Origin of the sequence: Pantoea sp. BL1, from assembly GCF_000963985.1 — a bacterium.
GTDB lineage: Bacteria > Pseudomonadota > Gammaproteobacteria > Enterobacterales > Enterobacteriaceae > Pantoea > Pantoea rwandensis_B.
Window position 1 is genome coordinate 1 of the sequence record NZ_JZRH01000055.1, and the last position, 25,706, is coordinate 25,706.

Here is a 25,706-nt window from a genome sequence, read left to right on the forward strand (position 1 = left end):
TAACTGACTGGCATTAGGCCCGCAGGCCCGCTTGATTAGGCTTCAACACCCAGATTTTCTTTGGTCCAGGCCGCAAATTCGGTGTAACCACCGATGTGCTGGTCATCAAGGAAAATCTGCGGCACGGTGGTCACCGGTTTGCCGGCACGTGCTTCCAGGTCGGCCTTGGTGATGCCGGTCGCCTGAATATCGACGTACTGATAGTTGAAATCATCGCGCTCGCTGGTCAGCTTGGTGGCTAACTCTTTCGCACGTACGCAGTATGGGCAGCTTGAACGGCCAAAAATCACTGCAATCATTGCTTCTCTCCTTCCGCTGCTGTTTTGTGACCAGTTTCACATTACAGCGTGAATAATGGCTAACATCATGCCCGCCCATCCTGCTTAAGCAAAGAAGAAAATGCCTGTTACTCTAATGACCGCAATCTATGTCCATCATACTTCACTCTGCAGATGCGTTTGGCTCCAGTTAAGCGGCTGGTGATAGCCACGCCTTGCTGCAGAGCGAATTATTCGGGTCTAAAATGCGACTGACCTATTGAGCAACTGAGGAAATCACCCATGCGTAATCTGGCCACGTTGCCTAAACCGGTTTTGTTGCTGGAAGTGCTTGCGTACTCGCGGTGACGGGGGCGCTGTTGCTGGTCAACGACTGGATTAGCGCGCCGGATTTTATGGCGAAAAAGTCGCTGGCCACGCTGCTGTTTTTCCTTGGCATTGCGCTGATGTTGCCAGCCGCCTGGCTGATGATGTGGCGTACCGCGCAAGCGATGGCACCGCAGTTGTTCAATCACAACCACAAGAAGAAGTAACCGGAGAGGATTATGACGCCGACCATCGATTTACTGTGCAGCCACCGTTCCATTCGCGCCTTTACCGAGCAGGGCATTGATGATGCCCAGCGCAGCGCGATCATTGCTGCAGCACAAGCGGCCTCGACCTCCAGCTTTTTACAGTGCTCCTCAATTATTCGCATTACCGACCAGGAAAAGCGTCAACAGCTGGTGCAACTCACCGGCGGGCAACCGTGGGTGAGTGCCGCCGCTGAATTTTGGGTGTTTTGTGCCGACTTTAATCGTCATCAGCAGATCTGCCCGGATGCTCATCTTGGGCGCGCCGAACAGTTGCTGTTGGGCTGTGTGGATACGGCATTGATGGCACAAAACGCCATGGTCGCAGCGGAATCGCTGGGATTGGGTGGGGTGTTTATTGGTGGCATCCGTAATAGCATCGCGCAAGTCACAGATTTGCTGGAACTGCCGAAATTTGTGCTGCCACTGTTTGGTTTCTGCATCGGCCATCCCGCTTCTGCCCCAGACGTGAAACCCCGCATGCCAGCGGCGATGCTGGTGCATGAAAATCGTTATCAACCTGTCGATAAAAGCGTGCTGGCCCAGTACGATAACCAAATCACGGCTTATTACCAGCAGCGTGAAAGCAACCAGCGTTCGGAAACCTGGAGCGAACTGATTCAACGCCTGATCATCAAAGAAACGCGTCCGTTTATGCTGGATTATCTGCATCAACAGGGCTGGGCAACGCGCTAAGCACAAGGAACTCTGCAATGAAGATGGCCATTCTCACGCGTGATGGAACGCTGTATTCGTGTAAGCGCCTGCGCGACGCCGCGGAAGAGCGTGGTCATCAGGTGCAGATGATCGATCCACTCTCCTGCTACATGAACATCAATTCCGATTCTCCCGCGGTGCATTATCGTGGCGAACCGCTGGGCCATTTTGATGCCGTTATCCCGCGCATTGGCACGGCGACTACCTTTTACGGCACGGCGGTGCTGCGCCAGTTCGAGATGTTGGGCAGCTATCCGCTGAATGAATCGGTGGCCATCACCCGGGCGCGTGACAAATTGCGATCGTTGCAGCTGCTGGCGCGTGAAGGCATTGATATGCCGATCACCGGGTTCGCCTCTTCGCCTGACGATACTCAGGATGTGATCGCCATGGTGGGGGGGGCGCCGCTGGTGGTGAAATTAGTGGAGGGCACGCAGGGGATTGGCGTGGTGCTGGCTGAAACGCGGCAGGCGGCGGAGAGCGTGATTGATGCATTTCGTGGCCTTAACGCCCACATTCTGGTGCAAGAGTTTATCAAAGAGGCACAGGGGCGAGATATTCGCTGCCTGGTGATTGGCAATGAAGTGGTGGCGTCGATTGAGCGTGAAGCGAAAGAGGGGGATTTCCGCTCGAATCTTCATCGTGGCGGTAAAGCGCACGCGGTGACCATCACCGAAAAAGAGCGCGAAATCGCCGTGAAAGCCGCGTCCACGCTCGGGCTGGAAATCGCAGGGGTGGATATTTTACGCGCCAATCGCGGCCCGCTGGTGATGGAGGTGAATGCTTCGCCAGGGCTTGAGGGCATTGAAGGCACCACCGGCCTCGACATCGCTTCAATGATGATTCACTGGGTAGAAGCGCATGCCTGCCCCGGCTATCGTCTTAAAACCGGGGGCTAGGCGCGCTTTTACGTGGTTTTCGTGGCATCAGAGGGACTTTTTCCGTAAGCTAAGGCGCTTATTTCTTCACCCCACAGGACATAACGATGGATTCACTGGTCGTTCCTGACATCGACATCCTGCGTCGCTGGCTGGATCAACAAAATATCACCTGGTTCGAATGCGATGCCTGCCAGGCACTGCACCTGCCGCACATGCAGAATTTTGACGGGGTGTTTGATGCAAAAATCGACCTGGTGGACAACGTCATCCTTTTCTCGGCCCTCGCGGAAGTGAAACCCACAGCACTTATTCCTTTGGTCGGCGATTTATCGCAGATCAATGCCAGTTCGCTTACGGTGAAGGCCTTTATCGATATTCAGGATGACAATCTGCCCAAGCTGATTGTCTGCCAGTCGATCAGTACCACTGCCGGATTAACCTTTGGTCAGTTCTCGCACTTTATGAAGCAAAGTGAAGAGGGCGTTTCCATGGTGATCATGGAAGCCTTTGCCAATAATTTGCTGATGATGGGCGAAGAAGAGGAGCGACAACCCAGCTCCAGCAGCCACGCGATGCTGCACTGAGTTCCCCGCCTCGCTAACTGCCGCTTTTTGCGGCAGTTTTCATTTTAGCCCTACCACTTTTTATTCTGCATTTTGCCCTTTATTGCCAGATATTAGTCGTGCTTTATGCCGCTAGTGCCAAACCCCATAGCAGAAACATGCATAAAATATCGCAAAAAGGCGTTTTTTACGCTGAGATCTGGCACGCGTGAAGCAGGGGGGCTATTCTTGCGGGGCTGCTTGAGACATGCAACCTCAGCACAACTATAGGTTTTTGCTATTAAACTCCCGCTGAATATTGATTCATTGTGTGTCTGTGATTAAACAGAAAAAACGCAACGTCAGGATCGCGTGTATGCAGCGTTGTGATGACCCCCTCAGGAGGAAGTAAAACATGATCAACCAACGTAAAAAATGGTTGCCAGGTGTGGTTGCAGGTGTGCTGATGGCGACGGCCGTTAGTGCTCAGGCAGAGGATAAAACGCTGCACGTCTATAACTGGTCCGATTATATTTCGGCCGACACCGTGCCGAATTTTGAAAAGCAGACCGGCATCAAAGTGGTCTACGACGTCTTCGATTCCAACGAAGTGCTGGAAGGTAAACTGATGGCCGGTTCAACCGGTTACGACGTCGTCGTGCCTTCTTCCAGCTTCCTCGCACGTCAGCTGCAATCCGGTGTGTTCCAGGAGCTGGATAAGAGCAAACTGCCAAACTACAAAAACCTCGATCCTGATTTGATGGCGAAAGTCGCGCAGCACGATCCGGGTAACAAATATGCGATTCCGTATCTGTGGGGTACCACTGGCATCGGTTACAACGTTGATAAAGTGAAAGCCGCATTGGGCACTGATGCGCCCGTCAACAGCTGGGATTTGGTGCTGAAGCCAGAAAACCTGGAAAAACTGAAAAGCTGTGGTGTTTCCTTCCTCGATGCACCGGAAGAGATTTTCGCCACCGTACTGAATTATCTCGGCAAAGATCCGAACAGCTCTGACGCGAAAGATTACACCGGCGCCGCCACGGATCTGTTGCTGAAGCTGCGTCCTAATATCCGTTACTTCCATTCGTCTCAGTACATTAACGACCTGGCCAATGGCAACATCTGCGTGGCGATCGGCTGGTCGGGCGATATCCTGCAGGCGAAAGATCGTGCAGTCAAAGCCAACAACGGCGTGCACCTGGGTTACAGCGTGCCGAAAGAGGGGGCTCTGGCCTTCTTCGACATGATGGCGATTCCGAAAGACGCGAAAAACCTCGATGCAGCCTATCAGTGGCTGAACTACATCATGGATCCAAAAGTGATCGCGGATGTCTCTAACAAGATGAACTACGCCAACGGCAACAAGGCGTCACTGCCATTGATCAATGCGGATGTGCGCAACAATCCGGGCATCTTCCCAACGCCGGATGCGATGGCCAAGCTGTTTGTGCTCAAAGTCCAGGATCCGAAACTGGATCGTGCGCGCACCCGTGCATGGACTAAAGTAAAAAGTGGTAAGTAATTCGTTCTAAACGGATTCATGACCTGTAGACGACAACAGAGGCGCGGTGATGGCCTCTGTTGTGCCATTTTAGCGGCTAGCTGTGCCGCGCTACACCGCTTAGCGCCGGAGAAATGTTAGTGAACGACGCGATTCCCCGCCCCCCAAATAAAACGGCTAAGGCGTTAACGCCGCTGCTGGAAATTCGCAACCTGACCAAATCTTTTGACGGCCAGCACGCCGTGGATGATGTCAGCCTGACCATTTATAAAGGTGAGATATTTGCCCTGCTGGGTGCTTCCGGCTGCGGTAAATCGACATTACTGCGCATGCTGGCAGGCTTTGAGCCACCGACCAGCGGGCAGATTGTGCTGGATGGGCAAGACCTGTCGCACGTTCCGCCTTATCAGCGCCCGATTAATATGATGTTCCAGTCCTACGCGCTGTTCCCGCACATGACGGTGGAACAGAACATCGCCTTTGGACTGAAGCAGGATAAATTGCCGAAAGGCGAAATCAGCAGCCGCGTAGCAGAAATGCTGACGCTGGTGCACATGCAAGAGTTTGCGAAACGTAAGCCGCACCAGCTCTCTGGCGGCCAGCGCCAGCGTGTGGCGCTGGCGCGTAGCCTGGCGAAACGCCCCAAACTGCTGCTGCTGGATGAACCGATGGGCGCGCTGGATAAGAAACTGCGCGACCGCATGCAGCACGAAGTGGTGGATATTCTTGAACGCGTTGGCGCGACCTGCGTAATGGTCACGCACGACCAGGAAGAAGCGATGACTATGGCCGGTCGTATCGCGATCATGAACCGTGGCAAATTTGTGCAGATTGGTGAGCCGGAAGAGATCTACGAGCATCCTACCAGCCGTTACAGCGCCGAATTTATCGGTTCAGTTAACGTGTTTGATGGCCTGCTGCGTGAGCGCACGGAAGAGGGCGTGGTGATCGATGCGCCGGGCCTGGTGCATCCGCTTAAAGTGCAGACCGATGTCTCCATCATCGATAACGTGCCCGTGCATGTCGCTTTACGTCCGGAAAAAGTGATGCTGTGCGAAGAGGTGCCGGTGGATGGCTGCAACTTTGCCGTGGGTGAAGTGGTGCATATCGCTTATCTCGGCGACCTGTCGATTTATCACGTTCGCCTGCGTAGCGGTCAGATGATCAGCGCGCAGCTGCAGAATGCACATCGCTACCGTAAAGGTGCGCCAACATGGGGTGATGAAGTTCGCCTGTGCTGGGACGCCGACAGCTGTGTGGTTCTGACGGTTTAAGGAGGCGTAATGAGCCAGATTTCTCAACGCAGCGAGCCGGAAGTGGTGGGTACACCGCTGCAGCGCTGGGGCACGCGTATTAAAATGCTGCATGGTCGCAAGCTGGTGATCGCCTTGCCTTATCTTTGGCTGATCCTGCTGTTTCTGCTGCCGTTCCTGATCGTGCTGAAGATCAGTTTCGCCGATATTGCGCGTGCCATTCCGCCTTACACCGATCTGGTGACCTGGGCCGATGACCAACTCAATCTGGTGCTGAATCTCGGTAACTACATCACACTGACGGACGATCCACTGTATGCCGAAGCCTATCTGACTTCACTCAAGGTGGCGGCGATTTCTACCGTGATCTGTCTGCTGATCGGATACCCGCTGGCCTGGGCGGTGGCGCACAGTAAGCCTTCAATGCGCACTATTCTGCTGTTGCTGGTCATCTTGCCCTCCTGGACCTCATTCCTGGTGCGCGTGTACGCGTGGATGGGCTTACTGAACAACAACGGTATTCTTAACCGCTTCCTGATGTGGCTGGGGGTGATCGATCATCCACTGGTGATTCTTTACACCAATACCGCGGTGTATATCGGTATCGTTTACTGCTATCTGCCGTTTATGGTGTTGCCGATCTATACCGCGTTAACCCGTATCGACTACTCGCTGGTGGAAGCCTCGCTGGATCTGGGGGCGCGTCCGCTGAAAACCTTCTTCAGCGTGATTGTGCCGCTGACCAAAGGCGGCATTATCGCCGGTTCGATGCTGGTGTTTATCCCGGCAGTGGGTGAGTACGTGATCCCGGAACTGCTGGGAGGGCCGGACAGCATCATGATCGGCCGCATCCTGTGGCAGGAGTTCTTTAACAACCGTGACTGGCCGGTGGCTTCGGCGCTGGCGGTGATCATCCTGTTAATTTTGATTCTGCCGATCATCTGGTTCCACAAGCATCAAAATCGTGAGTTAGGAGAGAAGGAATGAATCAGTTACCAACCATTCGCTCTCCATGGCGTACGGCGATTTTGGCCGCATGCTTCCTGTTCCTGTACGCGCCGATGCTGCTGCTGGTGGTTTACTCCTTCAACAGCTCGCAGCTGGTGACTGTGTGGGAGAGCTTCTCGTTCCACTGGTACAAAGTGCTGTTCCAGGACGATGCGATGCTGGATGCCGTTGGCCTCAGCCTGACCATTGCGGCGCTCTCCGCTACCATGGCGGTGGTGTTGGGCACCATGGCGGCGGTAATCATCGTGCGTTTCGGCCGTTTCCGTGGGCATAGCGGTTTTGCGTTTATGCTCACCGCGCCGCTGGTGATGCCAGATGTGATCACCGGGCTGTCACTGCTGCTGCTGTTTGTGGCGATGGGCAATACCTTCGGCTGGCCGAGCGATCGTGGCATGCTCACCATCTGGCTGGCGCACGTCACCTTCTGTACTGCTTACGTGGCGGTGGTGATCAACTCCCGTCTGCGCGAGCTGGATCGTTCCATCGAAGAAGCGGCAATGGATCTCGGGGCGACGCCGCTGAAAGTGTTCTTCGTGATAACCGTGCCAATGATTGCTCCGGCAATTGTCACCGGTTGGCTGCTGGCCTTTACGCTGTCACTGGATGATCTGGTGATTGCCAGCTTCGTCACCGGGCCGGGCGCCACGACGCTACCGATGGCGATCTTTGCTACTGTGCGACGCGGCGTCAATCCAGAGATCAATGCGTTAGCCTCATTGATTCTGTTTGTCGTCGGCCTGGTCGGATTTATCGCCTGGCGCTTTATGGCGCACGAAGAAAAGCAACGTTTACGCGATATTCAGAAAGCCAGACGTGGCTGAAACCCGTAACATTTGCCAATATAATAACGGGCCGGTTTACCCTTCATACTTCACGTTGTAGGGGCGTTGGCTACGTGTGTTCATCCCAGTCACTTACTTAGGTAAGCTCCTGAGGATTCGCACACTTGCCGCCTTGCTAAAACGTGAATTATTTTGGGGTAAGACTTGCCCGTTTTTTTATGGTTACGGAGTCAAACCATGTCGGAAACCCTCAAAAACACGATGGCCAATTCAACGCCTGCACCGGTTATGGTCGCGGGGATCGCCATCATTGCCACACGCTGTCTCAGCGTGCTGATGCTGGCCAATGAGCTGGGTTACGACGAAATAGCCAACTTTGTCCACCGCAGTGCGCAGGCGTGGGATTCCACGCTGATTTTTATCGCCAGTCAGCTGATCTTTCTGTTTGAACTGCGCTGTGCTTTTACCCTGCTGCGTGGCAGCAATCGCGGACGCTGGGGTTATGTGGTGGCGCAAATTATTGTGCTCGGTTACATGCTCATGGCATCTGTCGGCTGGATCTACCCGGAAATTTTCAGTATTCCAGGTGAAACCAATGCGCAGATCATTCATCACACGTTGATGCAGAAAGTACCGGATGTGCTGGTGTTGCTGCTACTGTTTGTGCCGGCCAGCAGCCGCGCTTTTTTCCGCGCCCGGTGATACAATCTGCCCCCGTTTTTCTCCCGATTTTGATATACAGGCCTTTCCATGTATTGCGCGCTTTATAATGCCGGTCGCTGTCGTTCATGCCAGTGGCTGGAGAAACCCTATCCGCAGCAGCTCAGCGAGAAGCAGTCGCTGCTCGAGCAGTTGCTGTCGCAGACCGCGGTGGCAGAATATTTACCGCCGGTGACCTCGCCGCTGCAGGGTTTTCGTAATAAAGCCAAAATGGTGGTGAGCGGCAGCGTCGAACGGCCGATTTTCGGCATGATGGCGCGTGATGGCGAACCGGTGGATCTGTGTGATTGCCCACTCTATCCCGCCAGCTTTGCGCCGGTGTTTGATGTGCTAAAACCCTTTATTGCCCGCGCTGGATTGACACCCTATAACGTGGCGCGTCAACGCGGCGAACTGAAATTCCTGCTGCTTACCGAGAGTTCGCAAGGTGGGATGATGCTGCGGTTTGTGCTGCGATCCACCCGCAAGCTGGAGCAGTTGCGCGCGGCTTTACCCTGGTTGCAGCAGCAGTTGCCGCAGTTGAAAGTGATTTCCGCCAATATCCAGCCAGTACATATGGCGATTTTGGAAGGGGAAGAAGAGATTGCTTTGACGCCCGATCAGGCACTGGCAGAATGTTTCAATCAGGTCCCGCTGTATATTCGTCCGCAGAGTTTCTTTCAGACCAACCCGCAGGTCGCAGCAGATTTGTATGCCACGGCGCGTGATTGGGTCGCAGAGTTGCCGGTGACCAGTATGTGGGATCTGTTCTGCGGCGTGGGCGGTTTCGGTTTGCACTGTGCCACGCCCGAGATGCAGCTGACCGGTATTGAAATCAATGCGGAAGCCATTGCCTGTGCGCAGCAATCGGCTGAGCAGTTGGGGCTCGATAAAGTGAGTTTCGCCGCGCTGGATTCCACCCGGTTCGCGACATCGCATGAACAGGTGCCACAGCTGGTGCTGGTTAATCCGCCGCGTCGCGGTATTGGGGCTGAGCTGAGTGCTTATCTCAGTGAAATGGCGCCAGACTACATTCTCTATTCAAGCTGCAATCCCACTACGATGGCGCAGGATATTGCACGCCTGGAAGACTACGCGGTGAGCCGCGTCCAGCTGTTTGATATGTTTCCACACACGGCACACTTTGAAGTGCTAACGCTGCTGATTAAGAAGGGTGGAGCCACGTAGCCACCGCCTGAACGGAGGACGTGCAGAACCTGTCAGGTGGCACGCCACACGGCTCCATAATGCTTATTCCGGGAACCACTTCTGGTTGATTTGCTGCCAGGTGCCATCGGCTTTCAGCGCCACCAGTGCGTCATTCATCTCTTTCAACAAAGCTGCATTGCCTTTACGCACCGCAATGCCTAAGCCAGTGCCAAAGTATTCGGTATCAGTGATATGTTCACCCACCGGGCTGAGATCGTCGTTGGCTTTCAGCCACTGATTGACCACCGCGCTATCACCAAACACGCCGTTCAGACGACCATTTTTCAGGTCGAGAATCGCGTTCTGATAACTGTCGTAGGACACGGCAATCACTTCTGGATGTTTCTCCAGCAGGTATTTCTGGTGCGTGGTGCCGTTTTCTACCCCTACACGCTTACCTTTCAACTGGCTAAAGTCGGTGAACTGTCCCTTTTGGGCAATCACAATCGCGGAGTTGGCGTAGTAAGGCTGAGTGAAATCGACCTGTTTGCTGCGCTCTGCCGTGATGTCCATGCCTGAGATGACCGCATCATAACGACGGAATTTCAGCGAAGGGATCAAACTGTCAAACGCGTTATTGGTAAAGGTGCAATCCGCTTTCATTTGCTGACATAAGGCTTTTGCCAGATCGATATCGAAGCCGACAATTTGGTTGTCGTGATCGAGGGATTCAAACGGGGGATAGGTCGCAGAAGAGGCGAAACGAATTTTCTCCGCCGCATAAGCATTCATTGCCAGTGTTGCCAGCGCCGCAGCAACAATCCATTTTTTCATTATGTGACTCCTGTAAACCATGCCAGAGATAGAACGGATTACACGATGCCAGCAAATGAATTTATATGCAAATAATATGATTAAAATATTACATGTGTTGTTGGGGGTGTAGCAGCGCGAGTTATGACGCGTTTGTCCGCAACTCTTCCATCTCAGACAAACGCGACAAATCGCGCCACGACAGCAATCAATTGCGGTGTTCGAATGCCAGTGCGCGCTTTTCGATTAAACGCATCATCAGCGTGAGCAAACCGTTGACCACCAAATAGATCAGCCCGGCAGCGGCATACACCGTGATGTCATAGGTGCGCCCATACAGCAACTGACCGTGTCCCATCACTTCCATCAACGTAATGGTGTACGCCAGTGAGGTACTTTTAAACACCAGCACCACTTCGTTTGAGTAAGAAGATAGAGCACGTTTAAACGCATACGGCAGCAGGATACGCAGCGTGTCTTTACGGTTCATCCCCAGCGCAGCGCAGGATTGCCACTGCCCGGAGGGGATAGCGCGAACTGCACCGTAGAACAGCTGGGTGGTATAGGCTGCACTGTTGAGCGACAGCGCAATCAACGCGCAAAGCCAGGGCTGTGATAGCAGATGCCATAACCACGGCACGTTCTGAATGCTGGGAAACTGGCCGGGGCCATAATAAATGAGGAAGATTTGCACCAGCAGTGGGGTGCCGGTAAATACCGTGATGTAGCCTTTTACCAGCCAGTTCAGCACCGGGACTTTCAGTGAAAGCACGATGGTGCACAGCAGCGACAGCAGCAGCGCGGCAATCAGTGATGCCACCGTCAGGGTCAGACTGGTATGCAACCCTTTCAGGAGCTCGGGTAAGTAATCCAGCATGCGTCAGGCTCCCCGTTCAAAACGCGTGGTGCGCGATTCAATACGGCGCAGTATCGCCTGACTGAACAGCGTAATAATCAGGTAGACGGCCGCAGCCACCAGATACCAGGTAAAGGGTTCTTGTGTGCGCGTGGCAATGCTTTTGGTTTGCAGCATGATGTCATTCACGCTAATCAGCGACACCAACGCAGTATCTTTCAGTAACACCAACCACTGATTGCCAAGACCCGGCAGCGCATGACGCCACATTTGCGGCATGATCAGGCGGAAAAAAATCGCCGACTTCTTCATACCCAACGCCTGGCCGGATTCCCATTGGCCCACAGGCACGGCTTTCAGTGCGCCGCGCAACGTTTGGGAGGCATAGGCAGAATAAAGCATCGCGAGGGCAATCACACCGCACAGGAAGGGGCTGACGTCGAAGTTTTCAATCTGTACCTGCACGGGAATGCTGAACAAGCCCAGATTGATATGGAAGCCATCGGATAAGGTCAGTAGCAGTTGTGAGGCACCAAAGTAGACAAACAGCACCACCAGAATTTCCGGCAGACCACGGATCAGCGTCACCAGCGCGGTACCGATCCACGCCAGCGGTTTCCAGCGGACGGTTTCCCAGCCAGCAAAAATCATCGCCAGCACAAGGCCGGCGATCAGTGCACAAACAGCAAGGCCGACAGTCATGCCGGCGGCGCTTGCGAGTGGAATCATTTCATTCATCAGGGATTACTGCTGGAACCATTTGTTGTAGATGGTTTTGTAGGTGCCGTCAGCTTTGATCTTTTCCAGGGCGGTGTTGAATTTGCCCTGCAGCTCGGTGTTGCCCTGACGGACGGCGATACCCAGACCGGTACCGAAGTAATCTTTATCGGTCACTTTCTCACCCAGTGGTGCGAGGTTGGCATTCTGTTTCAGCCATTCGTTCACCACGGCGGTGTCACCAAATACCGCATCAATACGACCATTTTTCAGGTCCAGAACCGCGTTCTGGTAGCTGTCGTAAGGCACAACGGTGATGTCGCTGTGTTTATCAGACAGATATTTCTGGTGCGTGGTGCCGTTCTGAACGCCAACGCGTTTACCTTTCAGCGCATCAACGTTCGCCAGCTTGCCTTTCTGGGCAATAAAGATCGCGGAATTATCGTAGTAAGGCTTGGAGAACAGCACCTGCTTTTCACGCTCTGGGGTGATATCCATACCCGCCATTACGGCGTCAAAACGACGGAATTTCAGGCTGGGGATCAGGCTGTCAAACGCCTGATTAGTGAAAGTACAGGTCGCATCAATCTCTTTACACAGCGCATTGGCCAGATCGACATCGAAGCCCTGAATCTTGTTGTCAGAGTCGACAAATTCAAACGGAGGATATGAAGCTTCGGTGGCAAAACGCAGGGTTTGCGCAGCAGAAGCGCTGAGGCTCAGACCGGCAAGCAGTGCAGCAAGTACGACTTTTTTCATTAGATGCATCCTGACTTAGTGCGAAAGATAATGTGCAAACGCTTCGGTTTGCGGCTGTGTAAAGTGGCTGGCATCGCCTTGCTCAACGATATGGCCGTTCTCCATGTACACCACGCGGCTGGCGGTTTTACGCGCCACTTCGACTTCGTGGGTCACAATCACCTGAGTGATCTGCGTCTGTGCCAGCTCACGAATGATGCTGACGATCTGCGCGGTGATTTCAGGGTCGAGGGCTGCGGTGGGTTCGTCAAACAACAGCACCTGCGGCTCCATCATCAACGCTCGGGCAATCGCCACACGCTGTTGCTGGCCACCGGAAAGATGCAAGGGAAAACGATCGGCAAAAGGGGTCAGACGCAGACGTTCCAGCAGTTTATCAGCGCGCGCGCGCGCGGCTTCTTTGCTGAGACCGAGCACGCGACACGGTGCTTCAATCAGATTCTGCACCACGCTGAGGTGCGGCCACAGATTGTATTGCTGGAACACCATGCCCACGTTTTGGCGCAGTTCACGAATAGCGCTGTCTGACGGCGCTTTGCTGAAGTCGAAGTGATTCCCGGCAATCTGCAGGCTGCCGGAACGCGGCTGCTCCAGCAGATTGAGGACGCGCAGGAGCGAACTTTTACCCGCGCCACTCGGCCCAAGCAACACCAGCGTCTCTCCCTGCGGGCAAGCCAGGTTGATATCGAACAGTGCCTGATGGGCACCGTAAAAACAGTTTATGGCGTTTAGTTGAATACTCATGCGCAAAAAATGAATAGTAATTAGTGCCGCGGATCTTAACGTCACCAGAATAGTTATGCAATTGTGGTGGGTTAAAATTTATTAAACAGCAGTGAAGTCCCCAAAGCGTAGCACAATATCGCGCCGGTCAACGCTGGGAAGGGCTCGCTGGCTGCAATTTATTGATGAAAAATTAACAAAAAACGCCGCAAAGATGCGGCGCGCTTATGTTTAGAACTGAGTGCGGTAAAATTAAACAGCTATTTCTTCTCTTCCAGCAGTTGGCTGAGCGACCCGCCACCTGCGCGCGGCCAGTCACCGACGTAGCGAATATCATCCACAGCCCAGCAGGTGCCTTCATGAATCATCAATACCTCGTCATGCCAGCTTTTACCCTCGCGACTCAAATCGACGCGCAGTGGAATATTACGTGCATCGCGATTAGGAATGGTTGAGGCGCTGGCAACTTCCGCCGACGTTGGACCCTGCGCGAGGCTGGAGAACAAATCGCCCTGGCTCCACGAGGCAGGTTTGCTGCTCTGCGTGCTGGCGCTCAGCAGTTTTTGATACAGGTGATCGCTCAGGTAAGGGCGATATTTTGCCAGCGTGGTGCTATCGGGCAGACCCTGGCCGGGCTGGCTGATGCGTAAATCGTAAAACTGCTGCGCGACGCTATCTGGGCCACCGTCGACACAGCTGGCAGTGCGCGGTCCGTTATCTTTGATCACCGGTTCGACGGTGGTACAGGCACTGAGCAGTAACGCAGCGGGAACAAGCAGCGCAAAGGCATTGTTTCTCATCTCGATTTCCTTATTGTTCACTGGCAAAGCGTCATTTTTAGCATAGAGTATAGTCTCGCTTTTACGCCGTACGAGCTGTTCACCTCAGGAGAGAAAAATGAAATTTTCCACCACGCCCACGTTAGAAGGGCACAGCATCAGTGAATATTGCGGTGTGGTTACCGGTGAAGCGATTCTCGGGGCCAATATTTTCCGCGACTTCTTTGCCGGGATTCGCGATATCGTCGGTGGTCGTTCCGGAGCTTATGAAAAAGAGCTGCGCAAAGCGCGGCAGATTGCATTTGAAGAGCTGGAAGAGCAAGCAAAGGCGCTGGGTGCGAATGCGGTCGTGGGCATTGATATCGATTATGAAACCGTGGGCAAAGACAGTAGCATGCTGATGGTCAGCGTGACCGGAACGGCTGTGATCATTCGCTGATGCGGGTCGTTGTCGCTATGATGATGGCGCTGCTGCTCAGCGCCTGCCACTCCTCGCTGGAATCAAGACAAGGTTATTGGGTCGATACCGCGCATCCGGCACAGGGCGCGCGGCCTCGTATCAAAGTGGTGGTGATTCACTATACCGCCGAAGATCTGCCTTCCTCACTGGCCACGCTGACCGATCGTGAAGTCAGCGCACACTATCTCATTCCACAGCAGCCCGCGCAGAAACGGGGTAAGGGTGTGATCTGGCAACTGGTGCCGGAGCCTGAGCTGGCGTGGCATGCCGGGCCGAGTTTCTGGCGCGGTGCGACCCGCATCAATGACACGTCGATTGGTATCGAGATCGTCAATCGTGGTTATACGCGGACACTAACTGGCGTGGAGTGGCAGCCGTTTACGCCAGCGCAAATCAGCGTGCTGGTGGCGCTGGTGAAAGATATCACGCAGCGCTATGCCATTACGCCAGAGAATCTGGTGGGGCACAGCGATATCGCGCCGCAGCGGAAGCAGGATCCTGGCCCGCTGTTCCCCTGGCAGCAGTTGGCGGAGCAGGGGCTGGGCGCATGGCCCGATCGTGACACGGTACAGCGTTATTTGAACGGGCACGCGGCGGGTGCGCCCATCGATCAGGCCGAGCTGCTGGATGCGCTGCAGCGCTATGGTTATGACGTCAATTCTGCGAATACCCCGCAAATGCAGCGTAAGCTTATCGCGGCGTTTCAGATGCACTTCCGTGCGCGGGATTATCGAGGCATCGCCGATGCAGAAACGCTGGCGATAGCCCGGGCGTTACTGGCGAAATACGGCGCAGCGCAGTGATGAAACGGTATATGACATCGCCGATGCAGAAACGCTGGCGATAGCACAGGCGTGACTGGCGAAGAACGGTACGGCACGGTGATGTAAAGATGAAGTAGGGGGCTCGCCAGGGTGAACTTGTGGACGGCCCGAAGACCGTCCCTGCAAGACAACCTGAGCTTTGTTACGCTAAAAACGCCTGCCAGTGTGCAACCAGACGTTGTAAATCCTGACGGCTGACATCGAGGTGGGTGGCAATGCGCGTGACCGGACCCACGCTCATCAGCACATCGCCGGAGTGCATCCAGCTTTTGAGCGCGTCAACCTGATCCGCCGGTACTTTCACAAACAGCATGTTGGTGTGCTGATTCAGTACCTCTACGCCAATCGCGCTAAGCTGCTCCGCCAGCCAGGCGGCATTGTCATGATCTTCTTTCAGGCGCGCCACATTGTGCTTCAGTGCGTACAGACCTGCCGCGGCCAGGATGCCTGCCTGACGCATGCCGCCACCGGTCATTTTACGCCAGCGACGTGCTTGCTCAATGTAGGCTTCATCACCGCACAGCAGTGAACCGACCGGCGTGCCCAGCCCTTTGGACAGGCAGATGGTCAGCGTATCGCAATAGCGCGCGATATCTTTCAGCTCAACATTTTGCGCCACCACGGCATTGAAAATGCGGGCGCCATCAATGTGCAGCGCCAGTTTGTGCTCACGCGTCAGCTTCCACGCTTGCTCCAGATAGCTCTGCGACAGCACTTTGCCGTGATGGGTGTTTTCCAGACTTAGCAGGCGCGTGCGCGCAAAATGGATGTCATCCGGTTTGATGGCGGCAACAATATCCGCCAGCGGCAGCGATCCATCTTCGGCATGAGAAATAGGCTGAGGCTGAATGCTGCCCAGCACCGCCGCGCCACCCGCTTCGTATTTGTAGTTATGTGCCTGCTGGCCGACGATATATTCATCGCCGCGCTGGCAGTGACAGAGCAGTGCCACCAGGTTGGCCTGGGTCCCGGTAGGGAAGAACAGCGCAGCGGCTTTGCCACTCAGGCGTGCGGCCTCGCGTTCCAGCGCATTGACGGTGGGATCGTCGCGATAGACATCATCGCCAGTTTCGGCGGCCATCATCGCATCCAGCATGGCGGCACTTGGGCGGGTTACGGTATCACTGCGTAAATCGATCACATCGCTCTCCTGAAACAAAAAAGCGGGCTGAGCGCCCGCGTTGTGAGTTATCTGGCCTGGTTATCCGTTTTACCTCAGCCAGTTAGTTTTCGCCAGTTCAACGATCTCATCGCCACGTCCATTCAGAATCGCGCGCAGCATATACAGGCTGAACCCTTTGGCCTGCTCAGCTTTGATCTGCGGTGGCATCGAGAGCTCTTCCTTAGCGGTAATCGCATCGATTAGCACCGGACCATCATGTGCGAATGCCTGTTCCAGCGCGCTGTTAAGTTCAGAGGCTTTCTCGACGCGAATGCCTTTAATGCCACAGGCGGTGGCAATCGCGGCAAAATCGGGGTTTTCCAGATCGGTGCCATCGGTGAGGTAGCCGCCCGCTTTCATCTCCATTGCCACAAAGCCCAGCACGCTGTTGTTGAAAATCACCAGCTTTACCGGCAGCTTTAACTGGGCGACGGAAATAAAATCGCCCATCAGCATACTGAAGCCACCATCCCCACACAGCGCCACGACCTGCCGTTGCTTATCGATGGCCTGAGCGCCGAGCGCCTGTGGCATCGCGTTGGCCATCGAACCGTGGTTGAACGATCCCAGCAGGCGGCGCTTGCCGTTCATTTTCAGATAGCGCGCAGCCCACACCGTAGGCGTGCCCACATCACAAGTGAAAATCGCATCCTCGGCCGCGTAATGGCTGATTTGTTGCGCCAGATATTGCGGATGAATCGCTTGTTTATCATTGGCGGTGGCCAGGTCGTCCAGGCCTTTTCGCGCCTCTGCATAGTGTTCCAGCGCGCTGTCGAGATGGTGCCGGTCACTTTTGCTGACGAGTTGAGGTTGCAGCGCCTGCAGTGTGGCTTTGATATCGCCAATCAGCGCCATGTTGACATGGCTATGCGCACCGAGGCTGGCGGGATTGATATCAATCTGGATGATATGGGCATCAGCCGGATAAAACGGCCGATAAGGGAACTGTGTACCCAGTAGCACCAGCGTGTCGGCGTTCATCATGGCGTGATAACCGGATGAAAAGCCGATCAAGCCGGTCATGCCGACGTCGTAAGGATTATCGTACTCAATGTGCTCTTTGCCGCGCATGGCGTGCACCACGGGCGCTTTCAGTGTTTCTGCCAGCTGCACCACTTCAGCGTGCGCGCCAGCACAGCCGCTGCCGCACATCAGCGTAATATTTTTGGCATGGTTGAGCGTGTCGGCCAGCCGGGCAATTTCACTGGCGTTAGGCACAACATGGGGTAATTGTGGCGGATACCACTCGCTACGCGCCCCTTCCGGCGCCGGTTTCAGGGCAATATCGCCCGGAAGCACGATGACCGATACACCACGATTGAGAATCGCTTTGCGCATGGCGATGCCGAGAACCTGCGGCAGTTGCTCAGGGTTGGACACCAGTTCGCAATAGTGACTGCATTCGCGGAAAAGCTCTTCCGGATGCGTTTCCTGGAAGTAACCGCTGCCGATTTCACTCGAGGGGATATGAGCCGCAATCGCCAGCACTGGCACATGGTTGCGGTGGCAGTCAAACAACCCGTTAATCAGATGCAGGTTGCCTGGGCCGCAGGAACCGGCGCATACCGCCAGTTCACCGCTGATTTGCGCTTCAGCGCCTGCCGCAAAGGCCGCCACCTCTTCATGGCGAGTGGGCATCCATTCAATGGTGCCCATGCGATTCAGGCTGTCATTGAGTCCATTAAGAGAATCGCCCGTGACACCCCAAATGCGTTTCACACCGGCGCTTTCCAGGGTTTTGGCCAGCAGTGCCGCCACAGTTTGCTTCATCGTTTGCTCCTTTCTGGTGTTTTGCCATCCGTCCCGATGGCGGAAACCTGTCAGTCAGAAAGCGTAGACGAAGGAAGGCGCGCGCAGCCGTGAAAAAATGCGCTCGGTGCTCAGGCGGAAAACAGCGCGATAAGAATCGGGGCCAGTAAACTCATGATAAAACCGTGCACGATCGCGGCCGGGACAATTTCCATGCCGCCGGTGCGTTGCAGAATCGGCAGGGTGAAATCCATTGAGGTGGCGCCACTCAAACCCAGCGTCATACTGCGCTGACGGCTGATCAACAGCGGGATCAGCATAATGGTGATCAGTTCACGCAGCAGATCGTTAAAGAAAGCAGCACTGCCAATCACCGGCCCAAACGATTCCGTCATGAGAATGCCGGAAAGCGAGTACCAGCCGAAGCCGCTGGCAAGCGCCAGGCCGGTTTTGATTGGCAAATCGAGCCATAATGCGGCTAGCATCCCACCAATTAAGGCGCTGCACAGCGATACCGCCGCCACCAGCATGCCGCGACGATTGAGCGTGATTTGACGCAAGGTCATGCCGCTGCTGCGCAGTTGAATGCCGACCAGGAACAACATCAGCATCAGGGCATATTCACTGATGGTTGATGCGTGGCGCAGAATTGACCATTGGCTTAATCCCAACAGGAATCCGCCCAGTACCGAGCCGCACAGCTTGAGGGATTCCAGCGCCATGTGCAGACGGGAAGGCAGGGCTTGCTGTTTGTGCGGGTGATGCCACGGCACGCGCTTCTCCAATAGCCAGAAAGCCATCAAGGAACAAGCGAGAATGCACAGCATACTGATCAAGGCGGTGTGAAAAATGGTAAGCAGATTACTGCTGAGGTTATCGAGGAAAGCGAGGCTGGTGCCCATAAAAAACAGGATGATGTACACCAGAGCGCTCAACAGGCGAGCGACGCCACGCAGCAGATTGGCACGGGTCACATGCAGTAAATAGCCAGCAATCAGTGGCAACAGAATGATGATTAAGCCATACATAGAGCGTTTCCATCCGTGGGAGAGGGCCGCAAGCTAGCGGAAAAGAGTTGAAGTGTAAACCTTTTACCCATGCATTAACTTGACCAACTTAACGAGGCGAACCATGCTCAGGCAAAGCACTTAAGGGATGGCATGATGTTTCTGGAACATATCGATATTCGCGGTTTTCGTGGCATCAATCGGCTGTCGTTGCCACTCACTGATACCAATCTGCTGATTGGTGAAAATGCCTGGGGTAAATCCAGCCTGCTGGATGCGCTGACACTATTACTGGCGCCTGCGGCTGAACCATATCAATTTACCGAGCATGATTTTCACTTCCCACCGGGCGATCTGGAAGCCCGTCTGCGTCAGCTGCAACTGGTGTTTCGCTTTCGTGCACAAGCGAGCGATGACGAAGCGGTGTTCCAGCCTTTCTGGCAGCGTGATGAAAACGGGCGTTTTATCCGCTTCAGCACCCGTGCGCGCCGCAATGAGCATGGCGTGAAAACCACCTGGCGCTTCATCGACCAAAATGGCGATGTGCTGGCGATGAAAGGCACTGAGGCGGCGCTGGCGCATCTGCGTGCCTTCTATCCAGTGCTCAGACTGCGCGATGCGCGCTTTGGCCGCCGTGGACGACACAGCAGCACCGATGCGGATCGCCGTGCCACGACGCTGAGTGAATTGTCACAGGAAGTTGAGAAATTAACCCGGGATTTGGTCGTGCAGCCACAGAATTTAAGTGACGATTTACTGCGTCAGGGCTTGCACACCATGCAGCAATTGCTGGAGCACTACTTTCTTGTGCAGCAACCGGGGGTCAGCGCGGCGCGTGTCGCACCTGAATTGCGCGACGGTTCGCAAGGCTGGCGCTCACTCGACAAGCTTAACCACCTGATTGCCGGAACGGAATCACGCAGTCGCCAGGTCATTTTATTGCGCATGTTCTCTTTACTGATTCAGGCGCACGGCAATGAAGCGCTGCCGCCTGGCGCTCACCCATTGCTGCTTGTGGAGGATCCGGAAACGCGATTGCATCCGATTATGCTGTCAGTGGCGTGGAACCTGCTGGATTTAATGCCGCTGCAAAAAATCACCACCACCAATTCGGGGGAGCTGTTATCTCAGGTGCCGTTGGAGAATATTTGTCGCCTGGTGCGTGAACCTACACGCGTTGCGGCATGGCGGATTGGTCCTGAAGGATTGAGCGCAGAGGAGAGCCGCCGTATTGGATTTCATATCCGTCTGAATCGCCCCTCGGCACTCTTTGCCCGCTGCTGGTTGCTGGTGGAGGGAGAAACGGAAGTGTGGATCATCAATGAACTGGCACGGCAGCGCGGCTACCATTTTGCGGCCGAAGGGGTCAAAGTCATCGAATTTGCGCAGTCTGGTCTTAAGCCGCTGTTGAAGTTTGCCAGACGCATGGGCATCGCCTGGCATGTGTTAACGGATGGCGATGAAGCGGGCAATAAGTATGCAGCCAGCGCCCGGAGCCAACTGCAGGAGCATGAACGGCAAGACGATCATCTGACGCAGTTCCCGGCCCCGGATATAGAACATTTTCTCTATAAGCAGGGGTTCAGCGATGTTTATCACGACATGGCGCACCTGCCGTTAAACGTGCCGATGAATGCGCGGCGTATTATTACCAAAGCGATTCATCACAGCTCGAAACCCGAGCTGGCGATTGCGGTAGCCATGGCGGCGGCAGAGCGTGGGCCGCAGGCGATTCCCGCCTTGCTGGATCAGTTGTTTGCTCGCGTGATGTGGTTAGCACGCGGACGGGCGGATTGAGGTGCGGGAAAATTCGCAAAAGAAAAATGCCAGCGTCTGCGGCTGGCATTTTTTTTCGGGAGTGGTCAGAATGAATGAAGAGGCGCGCGTCAGGCGACTTGCGTGACTTCACAGGGCACAATCAAGCTGGCGTGATTGCCTTTTGGCCCTTCATGGACATCGAACTGAACCTGCTGGCCGGCCTTCAGCGTTCTGTATCCCTCCATCTGAATCGTGGAGTAGTGTGCGAAGATATCGTCGCCGCCGCCAATCGGACAGATAAAGCCGAAGCCCTTGGCGTTGTTGAACCATTTAACAGTACCCGTCTCCATGCTTTTACTTCCCTCGCAAGACATTTTGAACAGTAGGTGAGGTCATTGAAGCTGTGAGTCGAGTTTGTTTAAAACTCAATCAGCTTGTGTAAGTAGAATGTAGAGAAACGGTCCTTATCGTCAAGCAAACGGCCCTGGCGCACGGGGAGAAATTCATCAAAATTTGAGGCAGTTAACGCTATTGCAAATTTTGTGATACAGGTCGCGCATGGGCTTTTAGGACCGTTTTTTCTTAAGGGAAAGGTGGCTTGACAGACATGTTAAACTTAGGAATGGGCGCAGAAATGCGCGCAATCGTAACGCAGAATTTCGACGGAACATTATGGCAAACACAAACGACTGGCTTAATTTTGAACATTTAGCCGAAGATAAAGTACGCGAAGGGTTAAAGCCGCCTTCGATGTATAAAGTCATTCTGAATAATGACGATTATACACCTATGGAATTTGTTATTGACGTTCTGCAAAAGTTCTTTTCTTATGATGTTGAACGTGCAACGCAACTGATGTTGAAAGTTCACTACCACGGAAAGGCGATTTGTGGTGTATTCACTGCAGAAGTGGCGGAAACCAAAGTCGCCCAGGTGAACAATTACGCACGAGAGAATGAACATCCGTTGCTGTGTACGCTGGAAAAAGCCTGAGCCCGTCTCCATATAGGGGAAAGGTCGTCAGAGCGATAATTGGGGGAGGTGCCAAATGCTCAATCAAGAACTGGAACTCAGTTTAAACATGGCTTTCGCCAGAGCGCGCGAGCACCGTCATGAATTTATGACCGTCGAGCATCTGTTGCTGGCATTGCTCAGTAACCCGTCGGCCAGAGAGGCACTGGAAGCCTGTACGGTGGATATCGTGGCTCTGCGACAGGAACTCGAAGCCTTCATCGAACAAACCACACCGGTGCTGCCAGCCAGTGAAGAGGAGCGCGATACACAACCGACGCTCAGCTTCCAGCGCGTGTTGCAACGTGCGGTATTCCATGTCCAGTCATCCGGTCGCAGCGAAGTTGCAGGCGCGAACGTGCTGGTCGCCATTTTCAGCGAGCAGGAGTCACAAGCGGCTTACCTGCTGCGCAAACACGAAGTCAGCCGCCTCGATGTGGTGAACTTCATCTCCCATGGTACGCGTAAAGATGAGCCGGGCCAGCCGCAAAATAATGCGGAGAATCCGGTTAACGAAGAGCAAGCAGGCGGGGAGGAACGTATGGAAAACTTCACCACCAATCTTAATCAGCTTGCTCGTGTCGGCGGAATCGATCCGCTGATCGGCCGCGATAAAGAGCTGGAGCGTGCCATTCAGGTATTGTGCCGTCGACGTAAGAATAACCCGCTGCTGGTGGGTGAATCTGGCGTGGGTAAAACCGCCATTGCGGAAGGGCTGGCCTGGCGCATTGTGAAGGGCGATGTTCCGGAAGTGATGAAAGATTGCACCATCTACTCACTGGATATCGGTTCGCTGCTTGCGGGTACCAAGTACCGTGGTGATTTTGAAAAACGTTTCAAAGCGCTGCTAAAACAGCTGGAACAAGACACCAGTAGCATCCTGTTTATTGATGAAATTCACACCATTATCGGTGCGGGTGCCGCTTCCGGTGGCCAGGTGGATGCCGCTAACCTGATCAAACCGTTGCTCTCCAGCGGGAAAATCCGCGTGATGGGTTCAACCACCTATCAGGAGTTCAGCAACATCTTTGAGAAGGACCGTGCGCTGGCGCGTCGTTTCCAGAAGATCGACATTACCGAACCTTCTGTCGAAGAAACCGTGCAGATTCTTAACGGCCTGAAACCGAAGTATGAAGCTCACCATGATGTGCGTTATACCGCGAAGGCGGTGCGCGCAGCCGTGGAACTGGCGGTGAAATACATCAACGATCGTCATTTGCCGGATAAGGCGATTGACGTGATCGATGAAGCCGGTGCGCGTGCGCGCCTGGTGCCGGTGAGTAAGCGTAAGAAAACGGTCAATGTGTCTGATATTGAATCTGTGGTGGCACGTATTGCGCGTATCCCAGAGCAAAGTGTGTCAGCCACCGATCGCGACACGCTGAAAAATCTCGGCGATCGTCTGAAAATGCTGGTGTTTGGCCAGGATAACGCGATTGAAGCACTGACTGAAGCCATCAAGATGAGCCGTGCCGGTCTCGGTCAGGATCGTAAACCGGTGGGGTCATTCCTGTTTGCTGGTCCAACCGGCGTCGGTAAAACCGAGGTGACGGTTCAGCTGGCGAAAGCCCTGGGGATTGAGCTGCTGCGTTTCGATATGTCCGAGTATATGGAACGCCACACCGTTAGCCGTTTGATCGGTGCACCTCCGGGATATGTTGGTTTCGATCAGGGTGGTTTGCTCACCGATGCGGTGATTAAGCATCCACATGCGGTGGTGCTGCTGGATGAAATCGAGAAAGCGCACCCGGATGTCTTTAACCTGCTGCTGCAGGTGATGGATAACGGCATGCTGACCGATAACAACGGCCGCAAAGCGGACTTCCGCAATGTGGTGCTGGTGATGACCACCAACGCCGGTGTTCGCGAAACTGAGCGTAAGTCGATTGGTTTGATTCAGCAGGACAACAGTACCGACGCGATGGAAGAGATCAAAAAGATCTTTACGCCAGAGTTCCGCAACCGTCTGGATAACATTATCTGGTTCCGTCATCTGGATACCGCGGTGATCCATCAGGTGGTGGATAAGTTCATCGTCGAGTTGCAAGCGCAACTGGATGCCAAAGGCGTCTCGCTGGAAGTCAGTGATGATGCTCGTGACTGGCTGGCGGATAAGGGTTATGACAAAGCGATGGGTGCCCGTCCAATGGCACGTGCGGTGCAGGAGAATCTGAAGAAACCATTGGCTAACGAGCTGCTGTTTGGTTCATTAGTGGATGGCGGTTCAGTCTCGGTGGCGCTGGATAAAGAAAAAAACCAGCTGACCTACCATTTCCTGAGTGCGGAAAAACGGAAAACCGAAGGGACTGTGCACTGATGTGCTGAGTCGCAGATAAGAAAAGGCCGGATGAAAATCCGGCCTTTTTTTTCGCGCTCAGTTAATTGCCACAAACGCGAGATGTGGACAACAACTTAGCGACTACGGAAGACAATGCGGCCTTTGCTCAGGTCGTACGGGGTCAACTCGACAGTCACTTTGTCGCCCGTCAGGATGCGGATGTAGTTTTTGCGCATTTTACCGGAGATATGAGCGGTAACCACGTGCCCGTTTTCAAGTTCTACGCGGAACATGGTGTTAGGTAACGTATCCAGTACGGTACCTTGCATTTCAATATTGTCTTCTTTGGCCATCGAATCCTCTGGGGTGAACTACCAAACTGTTGAACCGGCAAGATAATGCCGAATTCCATGATTTATGTAAAGAACCGTTGGCGATTTTGCCAACGCTTCGCCGTGCGTCGCGCCATTGCGCGTGCATTACGGAAAAATTCGGGTGTTTTTATTGACGTCTGCGGGGGATTAGCGGGCTAAGAAGTTGTCGCAATCAGCATCAAGTGCACAACAGCAACAGCTTCAGGAAATGGATGAGATTCCCAACCTGGCAATTCCGGCTCGCCACAGCGAAGCGCGGACGACATACCAAACTCGCTTATTGTATCACTTTTGTCGGGAATTGTGTGCAAAACATCTGCGAGCTGGGTCAAAAAAGGGTTTGTGTTTGCCAGCAACCGCTTAAAACAGGCTGCCACGCCAGTGTTTGCACGTACTGTAAATAATCGACACGCGGGATTTCAACGGCGCCCAACGAAGCCGTATGTGGGTTAAGCACCTGGCAATCAATCAAGCGTCCCTGATGAGCGAGGAAGTGCTGAGAGAAAACCCATAGCGCGGTTTTTGAGGCATTTTCCTGGCGGCTGAACATCGACTCACCACAAAATATCTGCCCAAGTGCCAGGCCATACATGCCGCCCACCAGTCGATTATCACTCCAGACCTCAATCGAATGCGCGTGACCCAGTTCATACAAGCGTAGCCACGCACGTTTCACTTCAAAGGTGATCCAGGTGCCTTCTTGTCTGCCGCTGGCACAGCCTTCCAGTACCTGCGGGAAGGCATGATTCATGGTGACGCGAAAAGGCGAACGGCGATGAAAACGCGCCATGCTGCGGCTGAGATGAAAAGATTCCGGAAGCATCACAGCACGCGGATCGGGCGACCACCATAGAATCGGATCGCCGGGTGAAAACCAGGGAAAAATGCCGCGCTGATAGGCGTTCATCAGTCGGGCAGGGGAGAGGTCGCCGCCCATCGCCAATAATCCATTCGGCTCGCGCAGCGCCATCTCCGGCGGAGGAAAATTTAATGAATCCCGTGAAAGTTGTACCAGTCTCATTGCGTCAATTACCCTTCGGGCTGCTCGCTA

Annotated in this window: 27 protein-coding genes and 1 pseudogene; 15 read left to right on the plus strand and 13 right to left on the minus strand. The window is 54.2% G+C overall.

The window, feature by feature from the left end; genetic code table 11:
• Nucleotides 1-35: 35 nt before the first annotated feature.
• Nucleotides 36-299: a GrxA family glutaredoxin gene (locus tag VH86_RS21715; protein ID WP_034820748.1), complete on the minus strand. Its 264-nt coding sequence runs from the start codon at nt 297-299 to the stop codon at nt 36-38.
• Between the two features lie 261 nt (nt 300-560).
• Between VH86_RS21715 and VH86_RS21720 the strand changes: the two are divergent.
• The 10 genes and pseudogenes from VH86_RS21720 (at nt 561) to rlmC (ending at nt 9,424) form a co-directional block, all read left to right on the plus strand.
• Nucleotides 561-811, plus strand: a pseudogene (locus VH86_RS21720) (DUF1418 family protein).
• A gap of 12 nt (nt 812-823) precedes the next feature.
• Entirely contained in the window at nt 824-1,546 is a 723-nt protein-coding gene (gene nfsA / locus VH86_RS21725; protein ID WP_045834079.1) for an oxygen-insensitive NADPH nitroreductase, read from the plus strand.
• A gap of 17 nt (nt 1,547-1,563) precedes the next feature.
• On the plus strand, nt 1,564-2,466 hold the full coding sequence (rimK, locus tag VH86_RS21730; protein ID WP_038647884.1) for a 30S ribosomal protein S6--L-glutamate ligase: 903 nt from the start codon (nt 1,564-1,566) through the stop codon (nt 2,464-2,466).
• Between the two features lie 86 nt (nt 2,467-2,552).
• A complete protein-coding gene (locus tag VH86_RS21735) occupies nt 2,553-3,032 on the plus strand; it encodes a YbjN domain-containing protein (RefSeq protein ID WP_038647881.1) in 480 nt (159 codons plus the stop codon).
• A 373-nt stretch (nt 3,033-3,405) separates the two neighbouring features.
• Nucleotides 3,406-4,515: a spermidine/putrescine ABC transporter substrate-binding protein PotF gene (gene potF, locus VH86_RS21740; RefSeq protein WP_038647879.1), complete on the plus strand. Its 1,110-nt coding sequence runs from the start codon at nt 3,406-3,408 to the stop codon at nt 4,513-4,515.
• Nucleotides 4,516-4,634: 119 nt separating this feature from the next.
• On the plus strand, nt 4,635-5,768 hold the full coding sequence (gene potG / locus VH86_RS21745; RefSeq protein ID WP_156150611.1) for a putrescine ABC transporter ATP-binding subunit PotG: 1,134 nt from the start codon (nt 4,635-4,637) through the stop codon (nt 5,766-5,768).
• 9 nt (nt 5,769-5,777) lie between these two features.
• A complete protein-coding gene (gene potH / locus VH86_RS21750; RefSeq protein ID WP_034820712.1) occupies nt 5,778-6,734 on the plus strand; it encodes a putrescine ABC transporter permease PotH in 957 nt (318 codons plus the stop codon).
• Nucleotides 6,731-7,576, plus strand: coding sequence for a putrescine ABC transporter permease PotI (gene potI / locus VH86_RS21755; protein ID WP_038647875.1), 846 nt, complete (start codon nt 6,731-6,733; stop codon nt 7,574-7,576). The genes potH and potI overlap by 4 nt, the downstream gene beginning before the upstream one ends.
• A 198-nt stretch (nt 7,577-7,774) precedes the next feature.
• Nucleotides 7,775-8,239, plus strand: a complete 465-nt coding sequence (locus VH86_RS21760; protein ID WP_045834081.1) for a YbjO family protein — start codon at nt 7,775-7,777, stop codon at nt 8,237-8,239.
• A gap of 48 nt (nt 8,240-8,287) precedes the next feature.
• Nucleotides 8,288-9,424, plus strand: a complete 1,137-nt coding sequence (gene rlmC, locus VH86_RS21765; RefSeq protein WP_045834082.1) for a 23S rRNA (uracil(747)-C(5))-methyltransferase RlmC — start codon at nt 8,288-8,290, stop codon at nt 9,422-9,424.
• A gap of 63 nt (nt 9,425-9,487) precedes the next feature.
• Here the strand turns inward: rlmC and artJ (VH86_RS21770) are convergent, their stop codons facing one another.
• From artJ (VH86_RS21770) to VH86_RS21795, 6 genes are all read right to left on the minus strand, one after another.
• Nucleotides 9,488-10,219, minus strand: coding sequence for an arginine ABC transporter substrate-binding protein (gene artJ, locus VH86_RS21770; RefSeq protein WP_045834083.1), 732 nt, complete (start codon nt 10,217-10,219; stop codon nt 9,488-9,490).
• 187 nt (nt 10,220-10,406) lie between these two features.
• Nucleotides 10,407-11,075 carry an arginine ABC transporter permease ArtM gene (gene artM, locus VH86_RS21775; protein WP_038647867.1) on the minus strand — a complete coding sequence of 223 codons (669 nt, stop codon included), beginning with the start codon at nt 11,073-11,075 and terminating at the stop codon, nt 10,407-10,409.
• 3 nt (nt 11,076-11,078) lie between these two features.
• A complete protein-coding gene (gene artQ / locus VH86_RS21780) occupies nt 11,079-11,792 on the minus strand; it encodes an arginine ABC transporter permease ArtQ (protein ID WP_038647865.1) in 714 nt (237 codons plus the stop codon).
• A 6-nt stretch (nt 11,793-11,798) separates the two neighbouring features.
• Nucleotides 11,799-12,530: an arginine ABC transporter substrate-binding protein gene (artJ, locus tag VH86_RS21785; protein WP_038647863.1), complete on the minus strand. Its 732-nt coding sequence runs from the start codon at nt 12,528-12,530 to the stop codon at nt 11,799-11,801.
• A gap of 15 nt (nt 12,531-12,545) precedes the next feature.
• A complete protein-coding gene (gene artP / locus VH86_RS21790) occupies nt 12,546-13,274 on the minus strand; it encodes an arginine ABC transporter ATP-binding protein ArtP (protein ID WP_045834084.1) in 729 nt (242 codons plus the stop codon).
• Between the two features lie 239 nt (nt 13,275-13,513).
• The gene (locus VH86_RS21795) at nt 13,514-14,053 is read right to left on the minus strand and encodes a lipoprotein (protein WP_045834085.1); all 540 of its coding nucleotides are present in this window, start codon (nt 14,051-14,053) and stop codon (nt 13,514-13,516) included.
• Nucleotides 14,054-14,150: 97 nt separating this feature from the next.
• On the opposite strand from VH86_RS21795, the gene VH86_RS21800 reads away from it, so the two are divergent.
• On the plus strand, nt 14,151-14,471 hold the full coding sequence (locus VH86_RS21800; RefSeq protein ID WP_038647859.1) for a heavy metal-binding domain-containing protein: 321 nt from the start codon (nt 14,151-14,153) through the stop codon (nt 14,469-14,471).
• Nucleotides 14,471-15,295, plus strand: coding sequence for an N-acetylmuramoyl-L-alanine amidase (locus VH86_RS21805; RefSeq protein WP_045834086.1), 825 nt, complete (start codon nt 14,471-14,473; stop codon nt 15,293-15,295). Before VH86_RS21800 ends, VH86_RS21805 begins: the two co-directional genes overlap by 1 nt.
• A 163-nt stretch (nt 15,296-15,458) precedes the next feature.
• Here VH86_RS21805 and ltaE read toward each other — a convergent pair whose 3' ends face one another.
• The 3 genes from ltaE to VH86_RS21820 all read right to left on the minus strand — a co-directional run bounded on the left by ltaE (nt 15,459) and on the right by VH86_RS21820 (nt 19,255).
• Nucleotides 15,459-16,457 carry a low-specificity L-threonine aldolase gene (gene ltaE / locus VH86_RS21810; RefSeq protein ID WP_038647855.1) on the minus strand — a complete coding sequence of 333 codons (999 nt, stop codon included), beginning with the start codon at nt 16,455-16,457 and terminating at the stop codon, nt 15,459-15,461.
• A 69-nt stretch (nt 16,458-16,526) separates the two neighbouring features.
• Nucleotides 16,527-18,248 (minus strand): ubiquinone-dependent pyruvate dehydrogenase, encoded by a 1,722-nt coding sequence (poxB, locus tag VH86_RS21815; protein ID WP_045834087.1) that lies wholly within the window; start codon nt 18,246-18,248, stop codon nt 16,527-16,529.
• A gap of 110 nt (nt 18,249-18,358) precedes the next feature.
• Nucleotides 18,359-19,255 (minus strand): lysine exporter LysO family protein, encoded by an 897-nt coding sequence (locus tag VH86_RS21820; RefSeq protein ID WP_038647851.1) that lies wholly within the window; start codon nt 19,253-19,255, stop codon nt 18,359-18,361.
• A gap of 135 nt (nt 19,256-19,390) precedes the next feature.
• Here VH86_RS21820 and VH86_RS21825 point away from each other — a divergent pair, with 135 nt between their 5' ends.
• Nucleotides 19,391-21,031 carry an ATP-dependent endonuclease gene (locus VH86_RS21825; protein WP_045834088.1) on the plus strand — a complete coding sequence of 547 codons (1,641 nt, stop codon included), beginning with the start codon at nt 19,391-19,393 and terminating at the stop codon, nt 21,029-21,031.
• An 89-nt stretch (nt 21,032-21,120) separates the two neighbouring features.
• Here the strand turns inward: VH86_RS21825 and cspD are convergent, their stop codons facing one another.
• Nucleotides 21,121-21,342 carry a cold shock-like protein CspD gene (gene cspD, locus VH86_RS21830; RefSeq protein WP_038647847.1) on the minus strand — a complete coding sequence of 74 codons (222 nt, stop codon included), beginning with the start codon at nt 21,340-21,342 and terminating at the stop codon, nt 21,121-21,123.
• Between the two features lie 322 nt (nt 21,343-21,664).
• Here cspD and clpS point away from each other — a divergent pair, with 322 nt between their 5' ends.
• Both clpS and clpA read left to right on the plus strand, forming a co-directional pair.
• Nucleotides 21,665-21,985 (plus strand): ATP-dependent Clp protease adapter ClpS, encoded by a 321-nt coding sequence (clpS, locus tag VH86_RS21835; RefSeq protein ID WP_034820663.1) that lies wholly within the window; start codon nt 21,665-21,667, stop codon nt 21,983-21,985.
• 55 nt (nt 21,986-22,040) lie between these two features.
• Nucleotides 22,041-24,320 (plus strand): ATP-dependent Clp protease ATP-binding subunit ClpA, encoded by a 2,280-nt coding sequence (gene clpA / locus VH86_RS21840; protein ID WP_045834089.1) that lies wholly within the window; start codon nt 22,041-22,043, stop codon nt 24,318-24,320.
• Nucleotides 24,321-24,415: 95 nt separating this feature from the next.
• On the opposite strand, the gene infA is transcribed toward clpA, so the two are convergent.
• Together infA and aat are read right to left on the minus strand one after the other, a co-directional pair.
• Entirely contained in the window at nt 24,416-24,634 is a 219-nt protein-coding gene (gene infA / locus VH86_RS21845; RefSeq protein ID WP_002211347.1) for a translation initiation factor IF-1, read from the minus strand.
• A 349-nt stretch (nt 24,635-24,983) separates the two neighbouring features.
• Nucleotides 24,984-25,676 (minus strand): leucyl/phenylalanyl-tRNA--protein transferase, encoded by a 693-nt coding sequence (gene aat / locus VH86_RS21850; protein ID WP_034820657.1) that lies wholly within the window; start codon nt 25,674-25,676, stop codon nt 24,984-24,986.
• Nucleotides 25,677-25,706 lie beyond the last annotated feature (30 nt).